Origin of the sequence: Reichenbachiella sp. (assembly GCF_965223055.1) — a bacterium.
Taxonomy (GTDB): domain Bacteria; phylum Bacteroidota; class Bacteroidia; order Cytophagales; family Cyclobacteriaceae; genus Reichenbachiella.
Map to the genome: position 1 here is coordinate 73,901 of NZ_CBDCVM010000010.1, position 19,719 is coordinate 93,619.

At 37.8% G+C, this 19,719-nt stretch carries 21 protein-coding genes; 13 read left to right on the plus strand and 8 right to left on the minus strand.

What is annotated here, in order from left to right:
- Nucleotides 1-21 precede the first annotated feature (21 nt).
- Nucleotides 22-702, minus strand: a complete 681-nt coding sequence (locus ACOQO5_RS08125; RefSeq protein WP_420581190.1) for a succinate dehydrogenase cytochrome b subunit — start codon at nt 700-702, stop codon at nt 22-24.
- A 315-nt stretch (nt 703-1,017) separates the two neighbouring features.
- Between ACOQO5_RS08125 and ACOQO5_RS08130 the strand changes: the two genes are divergently transcribed.
- From ACOQO5_RS08130 to fabD, 3 genes are all read left to right on the plus strand, one after another.
- A complete protein-coding gene (locus ACOQO5_RS08130; protein WP_420581191.1) occupies nt 1,018-3,936 on the plus strand; it encodes a gliding motility-associated C-terminal domain-containing protein in 2,919 nt (972 codons plus the stop codon).
- On the plus strand, nt 3,915-4,328 hold the full coding sequence (locus tag ACOQO5_RS08135) for a thiol-disulfide oxidoreductase DCC family protein (protein WP_420581192.1): 414 nt from the start codon (nt 3,915-3,917) through the stop codon (nt 4,326-4,328). The genes ACOQO5_RS08130 and ACOQO5_RS08135 overlap by 22 nt, the downstream gene beginning before the upstream one ends.
- A gap of 113 nt (nt 4,329-4,441) precedes the next feature.
- The gene (fabD, locus tag ACOQO5_RS08140) at nt 4,442-5,314 is read left to right on the plus strand and encodes an ACP S-malonyltransferase (protein WP_420581193.1); all 873 of its coding nucleotides are present in this window, start codon (nt 4,442-4,444) and stop codon (nt 5,312-5,314) included.
- Here fabD and ACOQO5_RS08145 read toward each other — a convergent pair.
- The 3 genes from ACOQO5_RS08145 to ACOQO5_RS08155 all read right to left on the minus strand — a co-directional run bounded on the left by ACOQO5_RS08145 (nt 5,311) and on the right by ACOQO5_RS08155 (nt 7,244).
- Nucleotides 5,311-6,102, minus strand: a complete 792-nt coding sequence (locus tag ACOQO5_RS08145; protein ID WP_420581194.1) for a M48 family metallopeptidase — start codon at nt 6,100-6,102, stop codon at nt 5,311-5,313. The genes fabD and ACOQO5_RS08145 overlap by 4 nt on opposite strands.
- A complete protein-coding gene (locus ACOQO5_RS08150) occupies nt 6,099-6,590 on the minus strand; it encodes a DUF4870 domain-containing protein (RefSeq protein WP_420581195.1) in 492 nt (163 codons plus the stop codon). The genes ACOQO5_RS08145 and ACOQO5_RS08150 overlap by 4 nt, the downstream gene beginning before the upstream one ends.
- A gap of 72 nt (nt 6,591-6,662) precedes the next feature.
- Nucleotides 6,663-7,244 carry a DUF4389 domain-containing protein gene (locus ACOQO5_RS08155; protein WP_420581196.1) on the minus strand — a complete coding sequence of 194 codons (582 nt, stop codon included), beginning with the start codon at nt 7,242-7,244 and terminating at the stop codon, nt 6,663-6,665.
- Nucleotides 7,245-7,412: 168 nt separating this feature from the next.
- Between ACOQO5_RS08155 and ACOQO5_RS08160 the strand changes: the two genes are divergently transcribed.
- On the plus strand, nt 7,413-7,880 hold the full coding sequence (locus ACOQO5_RS08160; protein ID WP_420581197.1) for a hypothetical protein: 468 nt from the start codon (nt 7,413-7,415) through the stop codon (nt 7,878-7,880).
- A gap of 9 nt (nt 7,881-7,889) precedes the next feature.
- Here the strand turns inward: ACOQO5_RS08160 and ACOQO5_RS08165 are convergent, their stop codons facing one another.
- Nucleotides 7,890-8,312, minus strand: coding sequence for a RidA family protein (locus tag ACOQO5_RS08165; RefSeq protein ID WP_420581198.1), 423 nt, complete (start codon nt 8,310-8,312; stop codon nt 7,890-7,892).
- A gap of 12 nt (nt 8,313-8,324) precedes the next feature.
- On the minus strand, nt 8,325-9,614 hold the full coding sequence (locus ACOQO5_RS08170; RefSeq protein ID WP_420581199.1) for an aminopeptidase P family protein: 1,290 nt from the start codon (nt 9,612-9,614) through the stop codon (nt 8,325-8,327).
- 152 nt (nt 9,615-9,766) lie between these two features.
- Between ACOQO5_RS08170 and ACOQO5_RS08175 the strand changes: the two genes are divergently transcribed.
- The 9 genes from ACOQO5_RS08175 (at nt 9,767) to ACOQO5_RS08215 (ending at nt 17,338) form a co-directional block, all read left to right on the plus strand.
- Nucleotides 9,767-10,153, plus strand: a complete 387-nt coding sequence (locus ACOQO5_RS08175; protein ID WP_420581200.1) for an SRPBCC domain-containing protein — start codon at nt 9,767-9,769, stop codon at nt 10,151-10,153.
- A 17-nt stretch (nt 10,154-10,170) separates the two neighbouring features.
- The gene (locus ACOQO5_RS08180) at nt 10,171-10,515 is read left to right on the plus strand and encodes a YciI family protein (RefSeq protein WP_420581201.1); all 345 of its coding nucleotides are present in this window, start codon (nt 10,171-10,173) and stop codon (nt 10,513-10,515) included.
- A gap of 125 nt (nt 10,516-10,640) precedes the next feature.
- Complete coding sequence (locus tag ACOQO5_RS08185; RefSeq protein WP_420581202.1) at nt 10,641-11,084, plus strand: hypothetical protein; 444 nt, start codon at nt 10,641-10,643, stop codon at nt 11,082-11,084.
- Nucleotides 11,085-11,132: 48 nt separating this feature from the next.
- A complete protein-coding gene (locus ACOQO5_RS08190) occupies nt 11,133-12,389 on the plus strand; it encodes an RNA polymerase sigma factor (protein ID WP_420581203.1) in 1,257 nt (418 codons plus the stop codon).
- Between the two features lie 71 nt (nt 12,390-12,460).
- A complete protein-coding gene (locus ACOQO5_RS08195; RefSeq protein WP_420581204.1) occupies nt 12,461-13,702 on the plus strand; it encodes a M16 family metallopeptidase in 1,242 nt (413 codons plus the stop codon).
- Between the two features lie 58 nt (nt 13,703-13,760).
- On the plus strand, nt 13,761-14,168 hold the full coding sequence (locus ACOQO5_RS08200; protein ID WP_420581205.1) for an EVE domain-containing protein: 408 nt from the start codon (nt 13,761-13,763) through the stop codon (nt 14,166-14,168).
- Nucleotides 14,169-14,226: 58 nt separating this feature from the next.
- On the plus strand, nt 14,227-15,795 hold the full coding sequence (locus tag ACOQO5_RS08205) for a hypothetical protein (RefSeq protein ID WP_420581206.1): 1,569 nt from the start codon (nt 14,227-14,229) through the stop codon (nt 15,793-15,795).
- A 71-nt stretch (nt 15,796-15,866) separates the two neighbouring features.
- Nucleotides 15,867-16,415, plus strand: a complete 549-nt coding sequence (gene pyrR, locus ACOQO5_RS08210) for a bifunctional pyr operon transcriptional regulator/uracil phosphoribosyltransferase PyrR (RefSeq protein WP_420581207.1) — start codon at nt 15,867-15,869, stop codon at nt 16,413-16,415.
- Nucleotides 16,412-17,338, plus strand: a complete 927-nt coding sequence (locus ACOQO5_RS08215) for an aspartate carbamoyltransferase catalytic subunit (RefSeq protein WP_318172270.1) — start codon at nt 16,412-16,414, stop codon at nt 17,336-17,338. Before pyrR ends, ACOQO5_RS08215 begins: the two co-directional genes overlap by 4 nt.
- 72 nt (nt 17,339-17,410) lie before the next feature.
- Here ACOQO5_RS08215 and ACOQO5_RS08220 read toward each other — a convergent pair whose 3' ends face one another.
- A complete protein-coding gene (locus ACOQO5_RS08220) occupies nt 17,411-18,337 on the minus strand; it encodes a hypothetical protein (RefSeq protein WP_420581208.1) in 927 nt (308 codons plus the stop codon).
- 28 nt (nt 18,338-18,365) lie between these two features.
- Nucleotides 18,366-19,610, minus strand: coding sequence for a CHASE2 domain-containing protein (locus ACOQO5_RS08225; protein ID WP_420581209.1), 1,245 nt, complete (start codon nt 19,608-19,610; stop codon nt 18,366-18,368).
- Between the last annotated feature and the right edge of the window lie 109 nt (nt 19,611-19,719).

A 19,719-nucleotide genomic window follows, 5' to 3' on the forward strand; every position in this document is an offset into this window, starting at 1 on the left:
CTTAATTTTTTCTTAATTGATTTATCCTCTTAAAAACATAATGATTGGAATACTTGCAAATCCTAAAGGAATCAGGATTGAATATAGTGTCCCAAGTTTAGAAATGAAAGGCGTATATTTTTTATGATTAAGTCCCATGGACTGAAATGCACTTGAAAAACCATGTGACAAATGAAGCCCTAAGAAGATCATACATACCACATAGAAAGCAACGAATAAAGGTTGGGCATAGGTGGCCGCAACTATCTGATAAACATCTTTATATTCTACACCGTCATAGGTTGCAAAAGGTATGGCTCCAAATTTGAATTCGTACCAGAATCCCTTTAGGTGAGCAATAATAAATACCAATGTAATGATTCCAAGTAGGGCCATATTTTTAGAAGCCCAGCTACTTTTAGAATCTTTAGTAGCTACATGATACCTCACGTTTCTGGCTGCTTTGTTTTTCATTGTAAGGATGATGCCATCTACAATATGAAGCAAAATGAAAAAGAAATTGCCATAGGATACTACCTTAATTAAAGGATTGTTGGCCATGCCAGTTGCGTATATATTAAACGCCTTTCCTCCATCATTGAAAAGTAGCTGCAAATTTCCAGCTAAATGTATAACTAGAAACAAAATTAGAAATAGTCCAGTCAGAGCCATCAAGAGTTTTTTGCCGACGCTGCCTGAAAGTGTTTGTGTAAACCAACTCATACTACGATTGTTGAAAATTTAGATGCTAAATGATGCCCCAAATATATAGTTGGAGGGCGTAGCAACCAATGATATGCGAAATTCAGTTTTGGTATTTAGACTTATTATAAATTAGAGCAGAAAGAATTGTCAAAATGAAATTAGTACACATAAAAATTTTAGAGTTTGCCGCATGATTCATGTCAACAATGACGTTAATCTTATATATTTAATGCCAAAGAATATTTCGTTTCAATAATATCTGGAACAAAAAGCATAGGGAATGAGTTGAAAGAATTGTTTCAACTTTGAATATAAATATCAAACCTCATTTTAATGACATACCAAGCGGGACTTAGAATTATAGGCTTACTTTTTTTCTCATTGCTTTTTTGTTTTGAAGAAGCTATCGCTACCCATATCAGGGCGGGTGAGATTGTAGCAGTTAGAACCTCTAATTCCAGTCTTACTTACAGATTTACAGTGATTGGTTATACAGATACAGGATCTTCAGTGGTTTTTGGCGGTGGAGAAATTGACTTTGGAGATGGCACTGTTTTGAACCTGGCAGAATACGCGGAGGTTAGCGGATCTTCTCCCTTGGAGGATGAGGTAGCGTACAATTATTTTGAAATATCTCATACATTTTCTGCTCCCGGTAAATATACCGTACGATACAACGAACGAAACAGAAATGCAGGTATTCAAAATATGTCTAATTCTGTTGATACTCCATTCTATATAGAAACAACAATTTTGATTGATCCATTTGTTGGACTTAATAACACACCTGTATTCTTAGTGCCACCAATAGACAAAGGTGCTGTTGGAGCCGCTTTTCTTCATAATCCAGGTGCTTTTGATAGCGATGGAGATAGTCTTTCATATCGACTTACAGAACCTAAACAAGCCCTTGATAGAGTAGTAAACAATTATCTTTCTCCTGCTGATCCAGAGTTTTATGAAGACTATCTAAATGGAAATGAAGATCAAAATGATATTCCAGTTTTTGAGATAGATCCTATTTCAGGAAACGTTTTATGGGATGCTCCAGGAGCACCTGGTGAATATAATATTGCGTTCATTGTTGATGAATGGAGGAAAATAGAAGGAGAGTGGTTTTTATTGGGGTCATTGGTTCGGGATATGCAAGTAATTATTGAGGACACAGATAATGAAAGACCTGAGATTTTACCTCCCCCTGATGTATGTGTCGAAGCAGGTAATCCAGTAAATGAAACGATCACAGCCACAGACCCAGATGGACATCAGGTAAAAATTGAAGCGTTTGGTGGCCCTTTCGAATTTGCTGAAAATAGTGCTGTCCTTAATCCAGATGGGACGTATCAAAATTCTCCAGCTAGTGCTGCGTTTAGTTGGAATACTTCTTGTGAATTGGTTCGAAGAAGACCCTATGAAGTACAACTTAAGGCAACAGACAATCCGGAATTGGGTCCTAAACTGGTTGATTTTAAAACATGGAATATCACTGTGGTGGCACCCGCACCCACTGGGCTGACTGGTACAGCTCAACCAGTACGATCTGTGGAATTAAATTGGGATTCTTATGCAGGCTGCCAAGGGGCTAGTCGTATTCAAATATGGCGTAGAGTAGATTCCTATGAGTTTTTAGCAGAAGACTGTAATGTTGGACTTCCAGAATCTGCTGGTTATCAATTGATTGATACAGTAGGGGTTAATGCGACAACTTACCTTGATGATAATGACGGAGCGAAACTGGCCCCTGGTGCGAATTACTGTTACCGAATTGTAGCTGTTTTTCCTGAACCTACTGGAGGTGAGAGTTATGCGTCTACAGAAGTTTGTGTGGAGATGGGATTGACAGCACCTGTCATATTAGAAGTGGATGTAGAAAAAACTAATGAAACAACGGGACAGATTTTTTTAAGATGGCAGTTGCCTCTAGATCTTGATTTGAATGACTATGAATATGAGGTAGTTAGATTTACAGGACAAGGAGGATTGAATAATCCAGATACGGTTGCTTCTGACATCCAAAAAGAAGTAGGACTAAATACCTTGTCATATACTGACACTGGATTAAACACCAAATCAAATGCCTATCATTATGTTGTAAATATGATGCTCATCGGAAATGATGACCCTTTAGATGCTTCAGCACCAGCGTCATCGGTCTGGTTAGAAACGAGCTCCACGACTCAGGCAATAACCCTTAATTGGGAGTCCCTGACACCTTGGTCCAATATTGTACAGCCTGCGGCTGGTGATCCTGCAGAGAAATATTACCACACCATTTACAGATATGAGGGTGATGGGTTTGTGTCGGAGGAGGATTTGGTTTTGTCCGACTTCGATTCATTAACTAGTGTTGACGCATCAATTACTGGATTGTATTTTGAGGATGTCTATGATGAGAACTCAAATCCTCTGAATGCTGACTTGGTCTACTATTATTATGTAGAAACCAGAGGGAGCTATGGTAATGCCGTACTCGAAGATCCAATTGTGAACAAAGCACAAATTAACTCTGCTCAATTGGATGATGGAGTGCCTCCTAATTGCACGCCTGTATTAACTTTTGATGAGAGTTTTGATTGTACTACATTTTTGGCTGGTCAACCTTGTTCATTCTCCAATTTTACAAGAGACTTAAGTTGGACTTATGATTTTGGGGATTGTGATCCGGATGTTAAAGCCTATCGAATATATTTTTCTATTGATGGATCTGAGGAAGGTTTTGGGGAAAAAGGCGTAGACTTTTTAGCAGAAGTACAAGGAACGTTTTTCACTCATACGGGGTTAGGCTCGTTTAAAGGCTGCTATAGAATTACAGCAGTTGATAAAGCGGGAAATGAAGGAGAATGGGATGTAGAGCAGACGCTTTGTGCTGACAATTGTCCCAACTATGTGTTGCCAAATGCATTTTCACCAGACAAGGATGCACAATTAACTAATGAGACATTTACCCCATTCACAGATTTGAATAACAGTATTGAGAACTTTGACTATTCACTTTGTCCGAGGTTTGTTAGAAGAGTAGAGTTTAAAGTATTCGACCGCTCGGGGGGAATAATATTTGATTTTAATTCGGCTCGTTCAGGAGGTGAAGGCCAAAGTGTCAATAGTATTCTAATTAATTGGGATGGAACCACAGATAGTGGGAGAGAGTTACCCGCAGGCGTTTACTATTATGGTGCAGATGTAACTTTTGATGTGTTGAATGAAGATGAAAGCAAGCAAACTATCAAGGGATGGGTGCAGATCGTGAAATAGACCATCTGATTCTTTACGATGGTATATGTAAATTTTGTAATCGCTCGATTAATTTCATTTTGGAGCACGAAAGCCAAGCTGAGTTAACTTTTGCTCCTCTTCAGTCGCAATTGGGCCAATCTATTTTAAAAGATTTCAATCTACCGCTTGATTATACAGAAAGCCTTTTGTTTCTGTCTAAAGGTGAAATTAATTCTCACGCTCAAGCAGCATTTAAAATTGCAGGATTTTTGAGAGCTCCGTGGAGATGGATAAGAATTTTTAAATTGTTGCCCACGTTTATTTCCAATTTTTTTTACAGCATAATAGCTAAGCACAGATACAGACTCATGGGACAAGCCGATGCTTGCATGCTTCCTCCTCCTGAGGCTCGAGATCGGTTTTTAGAATGATTCCTTTTGGCTTAAGTTTGCGCAAATTTTATACTAAGACATTTTTTAACTAGCATTATGATTACATTCAGTGATCAGTTTGCGAGTTCTACTAACTACTAAATAAATACCTGATGAAAGCATATGTATTTCCCGGACAGGGCGCTCAGTTTACAGGCATGGGCAAAGATTTATATGAGAATTCAAGCAAAGCCAAGACGCTATTTGATAGTGCGAATCAAATTTTAGGGTTTGATATTACAAAAATCATGTTTGAAGGTACTGCTGATGAATTGAAAGAGACTAAGGTGACTCAGCCTGCAGTTTTTATTCACTCTGTAGTTTCAGCCCTAATTAGTGATGATTTTAAGCCTGATATGGTAGCTGGTCATTCATTGGGTGAATTTTCAGCTTTAGTGGCTAATGGGACATTGACATTCGAAGATGGATTGAAACTGGTATCGCAGCGAGCTCAGGCTATGCAAAAAGCTTGTGAATTGAACCCTTCTACTATGGCGGCTATTCTTGGCCTAGAAGATAATAAGGTTGAGGAGATTTGCGCTGAAATAGATGATGTAGTGGTAGCAGCAAATTACAATTGCCCCGGACAATTGGTTATCTCAGGGTCTAATGCCGGCATCGAATTGGCTTGCGAAAAAATGAAGGAAGCAGGAGCCAAAAGAGCTTTGCCGCTTCCAGTAGGAGGTGCCTTTCATTCGCCTTTGATGGAACCAGCAAGAGAACAATTGGCTGCAGCAATCGAGGCAACTACATTTTCGGAGCCCATTTGTCCTGTATATCAAAATGTAGATGCTAAAGCGCATAGTAATGTAGAAGAAATAAAAGCTAATCTTATTGCTCAACTAACGGCGCCAGTACGATGGACACAATCAGTACAGCAGATGGTTACCGACGGAGCAACTAACTTTATAGAGTGTGGTCCTGGGAAAGTACTTCAAGGATTAGTGAAAAAAATACATAGAGAAGCTGAGGTAAGCGGTATCTAATTCAGATAACTCTTTACTTCTTCCCAATCTAAGGGAATAGGCATCTCTTCAAAGTCATCGGGCAATTTGTAGTCCGATGACTTTTTTATTCTGTCATTGCTCATGGGATGGGTGCTGATGAATTCCAATTTTTCTTGAAGAGCAGATTGATCCTTGGCTTTCATTTTTAGGAAAAACTGAGCCAGCCTACGAGGATTTATTTGGCTGCTGTAGGCTAAGGATAGCGCAAAGTCATCAGCTTCCTCTTCGTTCATTCGGTCGAATGAAGTGGAAAGTGTCAATTTGCTGATTTCAGAAATGAGTACTGGATCTCCTCCAGTCAGGATGCTAAACAATGCCTCCATCCCTATGGTTTTTACAAGCTTCTCTACGACATGTTTGTTTTCTGCATGTCCAAATTCGTGGGCTAATATTAACGCCAGTTCTTCTGCAGATGACACTTCTCTAATGAGCCCACTAAAGATATAAATATTACCATTCAGCGTGGTGAATGCATTGGCTTCAGATTCGTCAACAATATGAAATTTGTATTCGTATTGCGACGAATCTAAGTTGGATAACAATCGGTCTGAAATGATTTGGATAGAGGAGTCCAATGATTGATTTTGAACAAACTCAAAATCAGTCATTAAATGTTTATTTATAAAATCAGACAACTCAGCTTCTTTCTCCAGAGAAATTGAGAATGGATTTTCAATTTTCTCATAATTGTAATAAGAAAAACCAGCCCATAAGGCAACAAAAATGGCTATGAGTATCGCCAACTCCTTGAGCGCACTCCATCTCATAGCTTAGGAGGAAGGTTTACATTGTTCGATTCACTATCTATATCATCTTTGATTTGATATACTTGATGGTAGCATATTTTACCAAAGAAAAGGAAGTAGTACATTTTTCCATTTCTTGCCTTTACAGCTCCCACTATACTAAAAGCAAAATAGGCCAGGTTCAATATCACCAGCATAACCAAATAGCCATAGTACATATCAGTCACTTCCAGGTTGTCGAAGAGGAAAATCTGTAAGGTCCAGTACATCGCACCTGCGTTGATCAATGTAGTAGGTATTTGACTCCAAAGAGATTGGAGACTGTGAAACCGAACAAATCTGGTGTTTCTTTTCTGAACAAAATAGTAAATCACTGAAGCAATTAAGTTGATGATTGGTAATGGCAAACCAGCACCAATGGCAGCGAACATCATAAGATAAGCACCCATGGCATCTTCCTTTTCTTTTTTGCTGAGCTCATCAGGTTGTTCGAGATCGTGGTATTCCATTGAGATTTAAAGGTCAGTTATAGCAAAGTCATTACAAGGAAGTAATGACTTTGCGAAAAATATTTTATTACTTTATTTTCCTGTGAATGGAGGGTAATCATCAGTCATGTACCCCATGTACAGTTGAACTCTCAGGCCCCATCGCATAGTTCCAACAATGAACTCGTGCCAAGATTCCGGGAATTTGCCAGTGAATAATACTACCCACCAACCCAAAATCCAAAGGAACATGGTGGCTATACCTCTGAATAGAAGTAAGAATCCATGAGGAATAATTACATAGATGGCGCCAAAAAATAATTTCAATAACTGAGTCGATCTACTCAGGTTTTCAGGGTAAGGAATGTCAAGTGAGAATGCGGGGTCTTCACTTTCTAATCCAAATGCAGGGTAGCCGTCCGCCAAATTGTAAATTCGGAGATTCACCCTGGTAGACCATTTCATTAGTTTTACTTGATATTCGAAAAAGCTCTCCGGATAGCTGCCTGTGAACATAATAATAAGCCAGGAGATAAAGGTAAGAATGGATCCCCAAAGACCTAGAAACATTAACAAGAATGCGTGAGGAAGAACAATGTAGAAATATCCAAAAAAGGATCTTAGAAGCAACTCTCCTCTGGAATAAGTCTCCTGATGTTTAACAGTAAATGTCATAATAGTTTAATTGTTTGGTTGAGTATAAAAGATCAATATACACTCATTATACTTTGAGAACAAATTCATGTGGTCACTTTTATGGTTTGATTTTTTTTTCAAATCTCAAAAAATAGAAATTGTTTATTTTGGTCGAAAAATTTGCAAACCGATTACATAACTAAACTTATGAATGCACCAATAAAGTCCATGATTCTAATTTGTAGTATCATTTCATCGTCATTTTGGGTCAATGCCCAAGAGTTGACTATTTCTGACAGTGAGATTACCAGATTCATAAATGCTGTTGGCCCTTACACGCAAGTATTAAAAGAACTACAAGTTGAAATGGCTAATGGCTCCCCAACGCCGGAAAAAATGAATGCAGGAAAACAAAAAATAAAAGATACACTCGCTGAATATGGCTGGGGTGATGAATATCAGGATAAATCTAATGCCATCTCGCAACTATATGGTATTGTAGGAGCAGAGAATGAAGCAAATAAGATGGAGGACGACTACCAGCAGTCCAGACTAGAAGCCATCCAGGTCGAAATTGATAAATATTCTGCTCGCTATGGTGAACAAAGCATCGAAAATATCAGAAACAGATACAATGATTTGGACGCCGCATTTAAGTCACTATCAATGGAGTAAGAAGCAGGATTATTCTATTGTTGCTACACACTTTAGTTCAATCGCAATAGGTGTAGGTAGACAATTGATTTCTACCGTAGTACGACAGGGTTGATTGTCTTTGAAATACTGTGCATAGATTTCATTGTACGTTTTGAAATCGTCTTTCATGTTGGTAAGAAAAACAGTCACATCGACCAATTGATCCCATGAGGAACCAGATGCTTCCAATATGAGTTTGATGTTTTTGAAAACTGAATGACACTGTGCTGCAATGTCGTATGATTTCACCTGACCATTGCTGTCTAAATCAACACCGGGTATTACTTTAGTTCCTTTTTCTCTAGGACCAACCCCTGAGAGAAAAAGAAGATTACCAACTTTTCTAGCATGAGGATAAAGGCCTACGGGCTCTGGTGCCTCGCTTGAATTTTTTATGGATTCGTTATTCATTTTTTTGGTCTATTACGCGTGCATTAAACTTTCTATTTCTTCGGCATGAATAGGAATGTTTTTCATCAAATTGTCGTGCCCATCTTTCGTGATCACAATATTGTCTTCTAATCTGATGCCGATATTCTCTTCAGGAATGTAAATACCTGGCTCAACAGTGAAAACCATTCCAGGTTCAAACTTCTTATAAATGCTTGCAACATCATGTACATTTAATCCTAAATGGTGAGAAGTACCATGCATGAAATATTTTTTGTAAGCCGGCCAATCTGGATCCTGTTTTTCAATATCAGATTTAGTGATCAGTCCTAATGTAAGAAGTTCTCTTTCCATGATTTCACCTACTGCATTATGGTATTCGGGAATTGCATTGCCTGGTTTCAGTAGTTCTGTAGCTTCATTTTTCACTCTGAGCACCGCATCGTATACCTGTCGCTGTCTCTTGCTGAATCTACCATTCACAGGAATTACTCGAGTCATATCCGCATTGTAGTTGGCATATTCGGCGCCTACATCAAATAAGATAATATCACCGTCTTTACATTGCTGATTGTTTTCAATGTAATGCAATACACATGAATTGCCTCCAGATGCTATGATAGGGTCATAAGCAAATCGACTGGCTCGATTACGTAAAAATTCATATGACAATTCTGCTTCCAACTCATATTCCCAAACACCAGGTTTTGTAAATTCTAATATTCGTCTAAATCCGATTTCTGTAATGTCACAGGCATGTTGAATCATTTCGATTTCTCTTTGTTCTTTCACACACCGAAGGTCATATATGATCGGTGCGATACGCTGATATTCATGCAGTGGATAATTTTTTTGACACCATTTCACAAATCGATCGGTCCTTGTTTCGACCTGTGTGCCATTACGGATGTGTTCGTTTGAATCTAAATAGATGTGATCAGTTTCTGCTAGAATCGTGTTGAGAATAGATTCAAATTCATTCAGCCATTTTACAGTATTAACACCAGAAGTAGCTGCAGCTTCTTCTTTTGTGTATTTATGTCCTTCCCAAACAGCGATCTCCTCATTAGTTTCTCTAAGAAATAACACTTCTCGAAATCTTTCATCTGGAAAATCAGGGGCTAATATGAGTATTGACTCTTCCTGATCTATCCCTGACAAATAAAACAAATTGGCGTCTTGTTTGAATGGCATGGTACCGTCTGCCGAAGTTGGCATTATATCACTCGAATTGAAGACAGCGATTGACTTGGACTTAAGTCGTGCGTTAAATTTTTTCCGATTAGAGATAAAAAGATCTTTCCCAATGGGTAAATACTTCATGGTAATGTTGTTTAATTAAAGAAATAGACGAAGCTATTTGGTACGGTAAATCTAGTGCTTCTTTCGATTGATTATTTATATGAAAAATAATTTTTCTGATTTCTGTCCGAATGCGTAATCTCTATTCGTCTTCTTATCAAAACAGTGAAGATATGAGGCGATTTGAAAAACAATATGAGGTCAAAGTAAGTGAACAATTGTTATATGAAGCACTAACTAACCAGTCCAAAGTAAGTCAATGGTCAGGCGCACCAGCTGTAATGAGTGAAGAGGAAGGGGCAAGATTTTCGTTATGGGGAGGTAGTATCGAAGGGGTGAATAAAATAGTGACTCGACATACTCTGATACAGCAATGGAAAGAAAAAAGTTGGGAGAATTACTCGAACGTATCTTTTGAATGGAAGCAAGGGCCAAGCAGTCTGGTCATATCATTAGTTCATACAGCTATACCAGATAACTCTTATGATAATATCAAACGAGGATGGGATGAACATTATATGAATCCCTTGATTACTTGGTTAGAATCTAATAATTTATAAACTAAAACATAAAACACATGAAAGATTATTTATTCATCTTTAGAAATGACGAGTCAGGTTCAGATCAAACACCAGAGGAAATGCAGGCGCATATGGCCAAATGGAGTGTTTGGATGCAAGGATTGGCTGAGGACAATAAACTAATAGCAGGAGAACCTCTTCAGAAAGAAGGTAAGGTAGTTCGTAATGCTGGAGCATTGATCACAGACGGAGCTTATGCAGAAGGCAAAGAAATGGTCGGAGGATATTTGATTGTCAAATCAGATACACTTGATGGCGCAGTCGAAATTTCTAAAGGATGTCCGATTTATGAAGATGGAGGATCTGTGGAGGTGAGAGAAATTATGAAAATGGAAATGTAACTCGGTTAGGAAGCTGCAATTAAGGGTTGAGAGTAATTGACCCTTTCTTGTTTCCCAGGTGTACTATTCCAAATTGAGATAAATATGGTTAACTTTAATAGTATCCTTTAAATGTATAATCCGTTATGAAGCAACTTTTGACTTGTCTGATTTTTACGTCAATGTTTCTCTTCATGGCTTGCCAGCAAGAGGAATTAAATTCTCCTGCTATAGATAAAAAGGAAAATACAGCTGATTTTTTGATAAATAATAATTCTACTCACGATATCAGCATTACATATGTCACTTCTTCCAAGTTAGGGTTCAAAGAGTCTGAAGGTTTTATAACTATTTCAAAGCAATCCTCGAAGAAGATATTTGATGTTTCTTTTGTTTCCGAATTCCCATATCCTTCAACTGCCTTATATTCTCTTAGTTTTTATCTTTCTTCGAGTGCAGGACATAGCATAATCACTCAAAACAAACCTGTTGTTGATGAGGCCTGGGTGGTGATAGATCAGGCTTTGGATAGTGAGGGATTTGGCCATACAAGCTACCAATTGTCTTATTCAGATGTTAAAGCTGATTAAGATTCCTATTCTGTTCGAATTTCGATTTTATACGACTAATCATACGCTTTGGAAAAATTCTCTACAGCACAAATTGTAGATCATCTTTTCCGAAATGAATACGGAAAAATTGTATCTCTCCTGGTCAGCAAATATGGGGCAAGTCATTTGACATTGGCTGAAGACGTAGTGCAAGAAGCCATGTACAAGGCGATGCAAACCTGGCCATACAGTGAAGTGCCCACTAACCCCGCAGGATGGATATATCGAGTGTCCAACAATCAGATGATTGACCAACTCAGGAGATTGTCAAAACAAGATTACACAGAAGATAGTCATCTGGACTTACAGGAAGCCTCTTTCGAATCTGACATCAACCCAGATGACGTGTTGAAAGATGAATTGCTCAAGATGCTTTTTGCATGTTGTCACCCAAAACTCAACATAGAGCATCAGATCATTTTGGCTTTAAAAGTGCTTTGCGGGTTGGGTGTGAAAGAAATTGCTGCTTGCCTATTAAAATCCGAAGCAGCTGTGGCAAAATCATATACTCGTTCCAGGCAAAAACTCATTGAAGAGCATGCTCAATTTGAATTACCCTCGCCCAATGAATTGAAGGATCGGCTTACCGTAGTATTAAAAGTGATATATCTATTGTTTAATGAAGGGTATAAGCCAAGTTCTGGGAAGAAAATATTGAATGTAGATTTATGTATTGAAGCACTTAGACTAAACAAATTGCTTCTAGACGCCGAAATCGGAAACTTACCTGAAACCAATGCGCTAGAGGCATTGATGTATTTTCATTTGGCAAGATCTGACTCGCGAATGTCAGAAGGTGGTTTTATTGTTTCGTTGGAAGACCAGGATCGTTCAACCTGGGATCAAGAAATGATTCAGACCGGTCACTATTTTTTGAATCGTGCTGTCCAAGAACCTGTATATTCAGAATACCATATTCAGGCTGTAATTTCATCTCTTCATTGCGCTGCGAAATCTTTCGAAGAAACAAATTGGAAAGAGATATTAGCATTGTATGACGCTATGATGCTTCGCTATCCATCTGCGGTAGCGCAACTCCATCGTTTGGTTCCGTTGGCGCAGGTAAGCGGTTGGCAAATAGCAATGGAGGAACTGCTACAAATTGAGCAGACAGGTTTTTTAAGTAACTATTATCTGCTGTTTCTAATAAAGGGTTACATATTTGAAATGGCTAAAAAGAAAGAAAAAGCGCTGGATGCTTATAAAGAAGGGTTGGGTCTCATTGAAAATGAAATGGAGAAAAATTACATTTCTCTGAAGATTCAAAGACTCTCTAGTGACTAATTTGACATTTCTAATTAACCGGTTTTTCTGGCCATCAAAATGTATAACTTTGTGAATTCGAATAGAGTTTTATGATGGATTATGAGTTGTGGGAATTGCCCAATGGAATTAGGGTAGTTCATAGACAAGTTTCAAATACAAAAATTGCCCACTGTGCGTTGATGCTAGATATTGGCAGTAGAGATGAAGGAGCACATCAGCAAGGAATTGCTCATTTCTGGGAGCATATGGCTTTCAAAGGTACGCAGCGTCGAAAAGCTTTTCATATCATCAATAGATTGGAGTCACTAGGCGGGGAACTGAATGCTTATACGACAAAAGAAAAGATCTGTTTTTATTCAGCCGTGTTAGACAATCATTTGGATAAGGCGGTAGAACTACTCACAGATATTACATTCAATTCTGTTTTTCCAGATGCACAGATTAATAAAGAACGTCAGGTTATACTGGAAGAGATGTCTATGTATGCTGATAGTCCTGAGGATGCAATACAGGATCAATTGGATACTTTAGTTTTTAATGGCCATCAACTCGGAAACAATATACTTGGGACTCAGGAGAGTGTAAAGTCGTTCCATCAAACGGATTTTTTAGATTTTGTAAGTGAAAATCTGGATACACAACGGATGGTATTTTCTTCTGTTGGAAATTACTCATTAAAGAAACTGAAAAAGATTGTTGAAAAAAATCTCCTGCAAATAGATCGTGTTTCTTGTCAAAGAGATCGGGTGCTTGTAAATGGCTATAAACCTCTGAATGCAAGTGAAAAAAGAGATATTTCCCAAGCTCATGTAGGAGTAGGGTGTAGGGCTTTCAATATTTATTCCGATCAAAAGGTGCCATTTTTTGTCTTAAACAATATTTTGGGAGGTCATGCGATGAATTCGAGATTGAACTTAAGTCTTCGAGAAAATCATGGTATGGTTTATAACATTGAGTCCAACTTTCAGGCTTTTACTGATACAGGTTTGTTTTCTATTTTTTACGCAACAGAACCTGCCAATTTGGATAGATCCTTAGTGCTCGTGCAGAAAGAATTAAAAAAACTCATGGAGAAAGAGTTGGGATCAAAACAACTTCAAACTGCCAAAAATCAAATCAAAGGACAGATGGCCATGTCTGAAGAAAACAATCAAAACTTTATGCTAATGATGGCTAAAAGCATCCTTGATCATGGGAAAATTGAAGGCTTGGATGTTGTATTCGATAAAGTGGATCGTGTAAGTAAATCACAGCTTCGAGAATTGGCCAATGAGTGTCTGGATTTTGATCAAATGAGTATTCTAAAGTATTTACCCGGCATACAAGACTAGACCGTTTGCATTGGTCTCATAAATATTTAAATTTCAATATATTATTGATCTAATATTTATGAATTACTGGTTAATCAAATCCGAACCCAATACTTATTCTTGGGACGATTTTGTGAAATTGGGAAAGGACCATTGGGATGGCGTGCGAAATTATGCAGCACGAATGCACATGAAGAATATGAAGGTTGATGACCTTGCCTTATTTTATCATAGCGTAAATGACAAGTGTGTCATCGGAGTAGCAAAAGTTGTCCATGAGCACTATCCAGATCCAACTACAGCAGATGATCGATGGGTGGTAGTGGATTTGGTGCCGGAATTTAAACTGGATCAGGAGGTGACTTTGGAACAAATCAAGAAGGAAAGCCGTCTAAAAGAAATGGTGCTGGTCAACAATACTAGACTTTCTGTTCAACCAGTAAAAAAGGAAGAATTTGAAATTGTTTTGTCTCTAGGACAGAAATGAATCTAGAATCAATAAGGGTATTGGCCTGTACAATCCTTACTTATATAAGAATTAAGAGATGAAAAAAAACACTTATATATTATTTCTTTTATTGCTGAGTATGCCATTTTCAGCCCTAGCACAGAAAAAGAAAAAGGACATAGAAATTGATACTACCGAACAAGAGTCATTCATAGTTCAGCCAAAAAGGATTGAATTTGAAGTAGGGACTAAAGATGAAGATTTTATCATTGTTTCAGCCAAAGAGAATGGCTTATTGGTGGTTAAGCAAACAAGAAATAGGACAGAATCAGGCTTTATCTGGGAGTTGTATGGAGTGGATAGTTCGCTCAATGTAGTATGGGAAAAAGCACTATCCATAGCTTATGGAGCTGTTTTTCTTGGGTATGATTACAGTGATGAGGGTTTTTTTCTTCTTTTTGGTAAAACGCAGTATAAGTTGGACGAACTGATTGTTTATCAAGCAGACCTGAAAGGAGATCAAATACTATCCTATGACCTTTCTCTTTCAATAGCCCTAGAATTAAGTCATTTCGAAGTAGTATCAAATACTCTGATTTTTGGTGGCTATTCAAATTTGAAACCAGTTGTTTCAGTCATAGATTTAGATGACCCTAGGCCTCAGGTGATGCCCGGAATTTACAATAACAACAGTTCGATTATTGATATAAGGACTGACAAAAAGACAAACAATTTCACTGTTGTAATGAGTGAAAGTGGTCAAAACAAGCAAGTGACAGTTTCGCTCAAAACTTTTACTGAAAAAGGCGAGATGGTTCACAAGGAGACCATTGAAACGGAGTATGAGAAAAGCTTATTAGATGGGGTGTCCACCAGTTTTGACAATGGCACGCAGTATGTTGCGGGTACATATTCAAAAAGGAAATCAGAATTTTCCAGGGGACTGTATGTAGCAAAATTGAATCTAGGTAAGCAAGAATTTATTAAATACCTCGATTATGCTGAATTGGAGAATTTCTTCTCGTACATGAGAGCAAAAAGAGAAGAGAGAGTCAAGGAAAAAATTGAAAGAAAGAAAATTAAGGGGCAAAAAGTCAAATTTAACTACAGATTATTAATCAACGACATAGTAGAAAGAGAGAACGAATATATTTTGATTGGTGAAGCATACTACCCGAAATACTCCAATTATGGCAGTAGCAATTTTTATGCATCCAATAGTTTTTCGAGCAATGACGGCTTTTCGAACCCAAGCTTTATAGGATATAAGTATACTCATGCTGTGGTGGTTGGTTTTAGTAAAAAGGGGGAGTTGTTGTGGGACAATAGCTTCGAAATCAATGATTTGCTAAGCTACTCTTTGAAACCCAATGTTCAAATCAGTGTAGAAGACGATCGGATTGTATTGTTATATGTTTATGAAAATGTAATCCGCTCAAAAATCATTCAAAATGATGAGATTCTCGAGGGTAAAAGTTTCGATCCGATTGAATTGCATTTCAAGTCAGATGAGATTAGAAACAACGACAAAGAAATGGAAGGGTTAGAAAAGTGGTTTGACGGAAATTTTTACACTTTTGGTATTCAGCATATCAAGAATTTAAAAGACAAAGATGTGAAGTTGAATCGTCGAGTATTTTATATCAATAAAGTTCAATATCAATAATCTGAAATCTTCTGCAACAAATACTTTTATATGTAATGGGCTAGTTTCTATATTTGCGTAATCAAAGACACATGCAAAAGAGACTTCTTCTTAATAGCCATCACCTGAGTATTACCATCTCCCGTCTTTGTTATCAATTAATTGAAAATCACAATAAGTTTGAAAACACAGTACTTCTAGGTTTACAACCTAAAGGTATTTATGTCGCAGAGCGAATTAAAGCCAAACTTGAAGAAGTCGTCAAAAAAACTATACCATTGGGTTATTTGGATATCACCTTTCATAGAGATGATTTTCGAAGGAGAGATGAGCTGTTAGCACCCAATGAAACGAAAGTTCCATTCATTATAGAAGATAAAAATGTAGTCTTAATAGATGATGTGCTGTATACCGGAAGGTCAGTTAAGTCTGCAATGGATGCTATGGGCGCTTTTGGGCGCCCTGCAAAAGTAGAATTTTTGACTCTAATCGATAGAGTGTACAGTCGAGACATACCGGTAGAGGCAAATTATATAGGCAAACAAGTGAATACTGTATTGTCACAAAAAGTCCTTGTTGAACTCACCGAACAAGGCAAAAAAGAAGATAAAATTTGGTTGATAGATAATTCAGAAAAATGAGTCAGTTGAGTAGCAAACATTTATTGGGTATCAAAGATTTAACATCTGATGATATTCAGTTGATTTTTGAGACTGCTGACAATTTCAAGGACGTTATTAACAGGCCAATCAAAAAAGTCCCTTCACTGAGGGATATCACCATAGCCAATGTTTTTTTCGAAAATTCTACGAGAACTAAATTGTCATTTGAATTGGCCGAGAAAAGGCTTTCTGCAGATGTGATTAACTTCTCCTCATCTGGAAGTTCGGTTAAAAAGGGAGAGACCTTGCTAGATACGGTTAACAATATTCTAGCCATGAAGGTGGATATGATTGTAATGAGGCATTCCTCTCCAGGAGCTCCGCACTTCCTTTCGAAGCACATTGATGCCAATATTGTGAATGCGGGTGATGGTACGCACGAGCACCCTACACAAGCCTTGCTGGATACATTTTCAATGAGGGAAAAACTTGGTGATCTGGCTGGAAAGAAAATTGCAATCATTGGAGACATTATTCATTCGCGAGTGGCATTGTCCAATGTGTTTGCTCTACAAAAACTAGGTGCAGAAGTAATGATTTGTGGACCAGCAACGTTAGTGCCTAAATACATTACTTCATTGGGTGTTAAGGTAGTTACAGATGTATTTGAAGCCTTACAGTGGTGTGATGTAGCTAATATTCTTAGAATACAACTGGAAAGGCAGCATATTAAATACTTCCCATCATTGAGGGAATATTCTCTTTACTTTGGAGTGAACAAGCAGTTGTTAGACCGATTAGATAAAGAAATTGTTATTATGCACCCAGGGCCTATCAACAGGGGAGTGGAGATTACCAGTGATGTGGCCGATTCACAACACTCTATTATTTTGAATCAGGTTGAAAATGGTGTGGCCGTTCGAATGGCAGTGATGTACTTGCTTGCCGGAGCAAATAGATAATCTAAGATTTTATGGGCATTAAAAAAGGTCATGCCTTTATGACATGACCTTCATTTTCTAGTAATCTATTTCTTACTTCAAGCCATTCTTTATTAAGAAATCGTCGTAAAGTACTTTGAAGTCTTCCACGTCAGGAGATGCGATCAGCGCTTTTTCGTATTGCGTCATTGCATCCAGGATTAAATTATTTTCCTCGTAGAATGATGCAAAAATCAAGTTGTTCAATGGACTGTCATCTGATAAGTCAGACTTCAAAGCCTCTAGATTTTCATTGATAGAAGCAGCATCATCTGAAGACATTCTTTTAATTCCATAATCGCCAGACTTAATCTCGTCATTGTCTTTCACTTTTACATTTAAGATAACAAGTCTTTCGTTCGCAAGATTTTCATCTTCAAAATTGATATTCATACTAGTGCCAGAAGTTTCCGCACTGTAGATTTCTTCATCGAAAATGTTTTTGATACTCACTACATAGTTCGCATTTTCAACTTCTTCCGCACCATCCCATCTAATGATAGCTTCTGGGTTGAGGATATCTACTGAGCTAGGCAGCATCACCTTTAGGGCAGCACTGCTAGTCGCACGCTCCACGGCTCCAGTAGCTTTCATATTGCGTCTGTAGTTTGAGCTAAGATCTCCGCTGCCTTCGTTCATCTTGTTCATTACGAACTGAGCGTATTTATTTGCAACTGATGATTGGTTCTTAGCCAATTTAGTTTCTAAGTCTGTAATTTTAGTTACACCTGGATTTCTTACTTCGATGGTTCTTCCCGACTTATGCATTAATCCAATGTAAGCGCCTGATGCAGCAATAAGCTCATCACCTGACATTAATGTTGCTCCAGTCTTCAGCGGAATAGTTTCGCCTGATTGAGCTTTTTTCACCTGATTGGCTCCTTTACTGGCCAATACTCTAAAAACAAAACTTTGTCCGTAGCTGGTATTGACTAGAAAGAATATCAGAAGAGTAGATGTTATGAATAATTTAGTTCTCATGATATTTATAGATTTATAGATTACAAATTTACAATTTCTTTATTTCTCGCAGTTCTTTTCTGCCTTCTTTTGTGAAAAGATTGACAAACACACCAAAGAAGACTTCCAGTGCATCTCCTACAATTAATACGGCAACGATAGATAACGTAACATCAATCTTATAATTGAAGTAGTTGAAAATCACAATATTCAATGTAAACAACGCCGCTGCTTCAATTAATTGAGTGAGTTTGGTTAGTCCGTCGTACCATCTGGGTACTACTTTATAGATGACAGAAAACACAACGATGTTCAAATAAAGCAATATTAATGCCATAAGGTATGAATACACTTCCCCCATTTTGTCAATGTAGTTTTCCGACATAATCATAGAGAAGGCGTTAGCATGGACTACTCCACCAAACATATCAGCGTGAGTTTTTCCTACATAGTTCTTGTTGAGTGGAGTGAAGTATTTATCATCCAAAGCTTTTCTATCTCCTAGTTCACTGCCTAAATAGCAAAATATGACGGCTTTGTCTTTGATCAGCTCAGGTGCGAACTCCATGTCCAAAACTTGATACCAATCTAGTGCAAAGTAACTGATAGGATAAGCGGTATCGCCATAGTCAAAAATATTGCCTCGATAGTTGATGTCTTCTACTTCATTGCCTCTGGCCAAGAACCTTTCTACTTTTTCAGGATCCATGTACTGTGCCATTTTTACCGAAAAAGCCAGTTCAGGCTCTCCATTTACATATTCTCTCACGGCAAAGTTTCTACACATTTTTAGGTCGTCTTGATCGGCAGCTCCTGTAACGAAATTTGTGAAAGCTGTTTCACCGTAGGCAAAATAGGGAGGGTAAGAGACTTCCAATGTATCAAACAAACCATCATCATCCATATCCAATAGTTTGCTATACATCACAAGATTTTCAACTCTGGAAAATGCATCGGAAAGTTTTAAATCTCCAAGAGTATCCTCTTTTGGATTTCTAAACAACATGTCCATTCCTATCACTCTTGGTTCTGCGGAATTGATGATGTTCACCATGTCTGCAATACCTGCTCGGGGCAAATTTCCAATATTTACAATCACTAGATTTTCTTCGGCTAATGGGTCTTCCCTCAATTGTGAAAACACGATGTCAGTACTTTCCATATCTTCGAATACTGCACCAATAGGGTCAAATACATCGAAAATATTGAAGGCTGTCACTCTCGTTACTACGAAAGCTAAGGCAAGGATGAAAAATAATCCGTAAATGGTCTCTAACCAGAATTTTTTAAACATGTCAGTTTATTAAGATTAGTAAATGTTCGAGTCATATATAAATCGGAACATTTGCCAGCCTTTTTCTCTTTTCAAAATTAAAGCTAACTCTATCTTTGATTAATTCAAT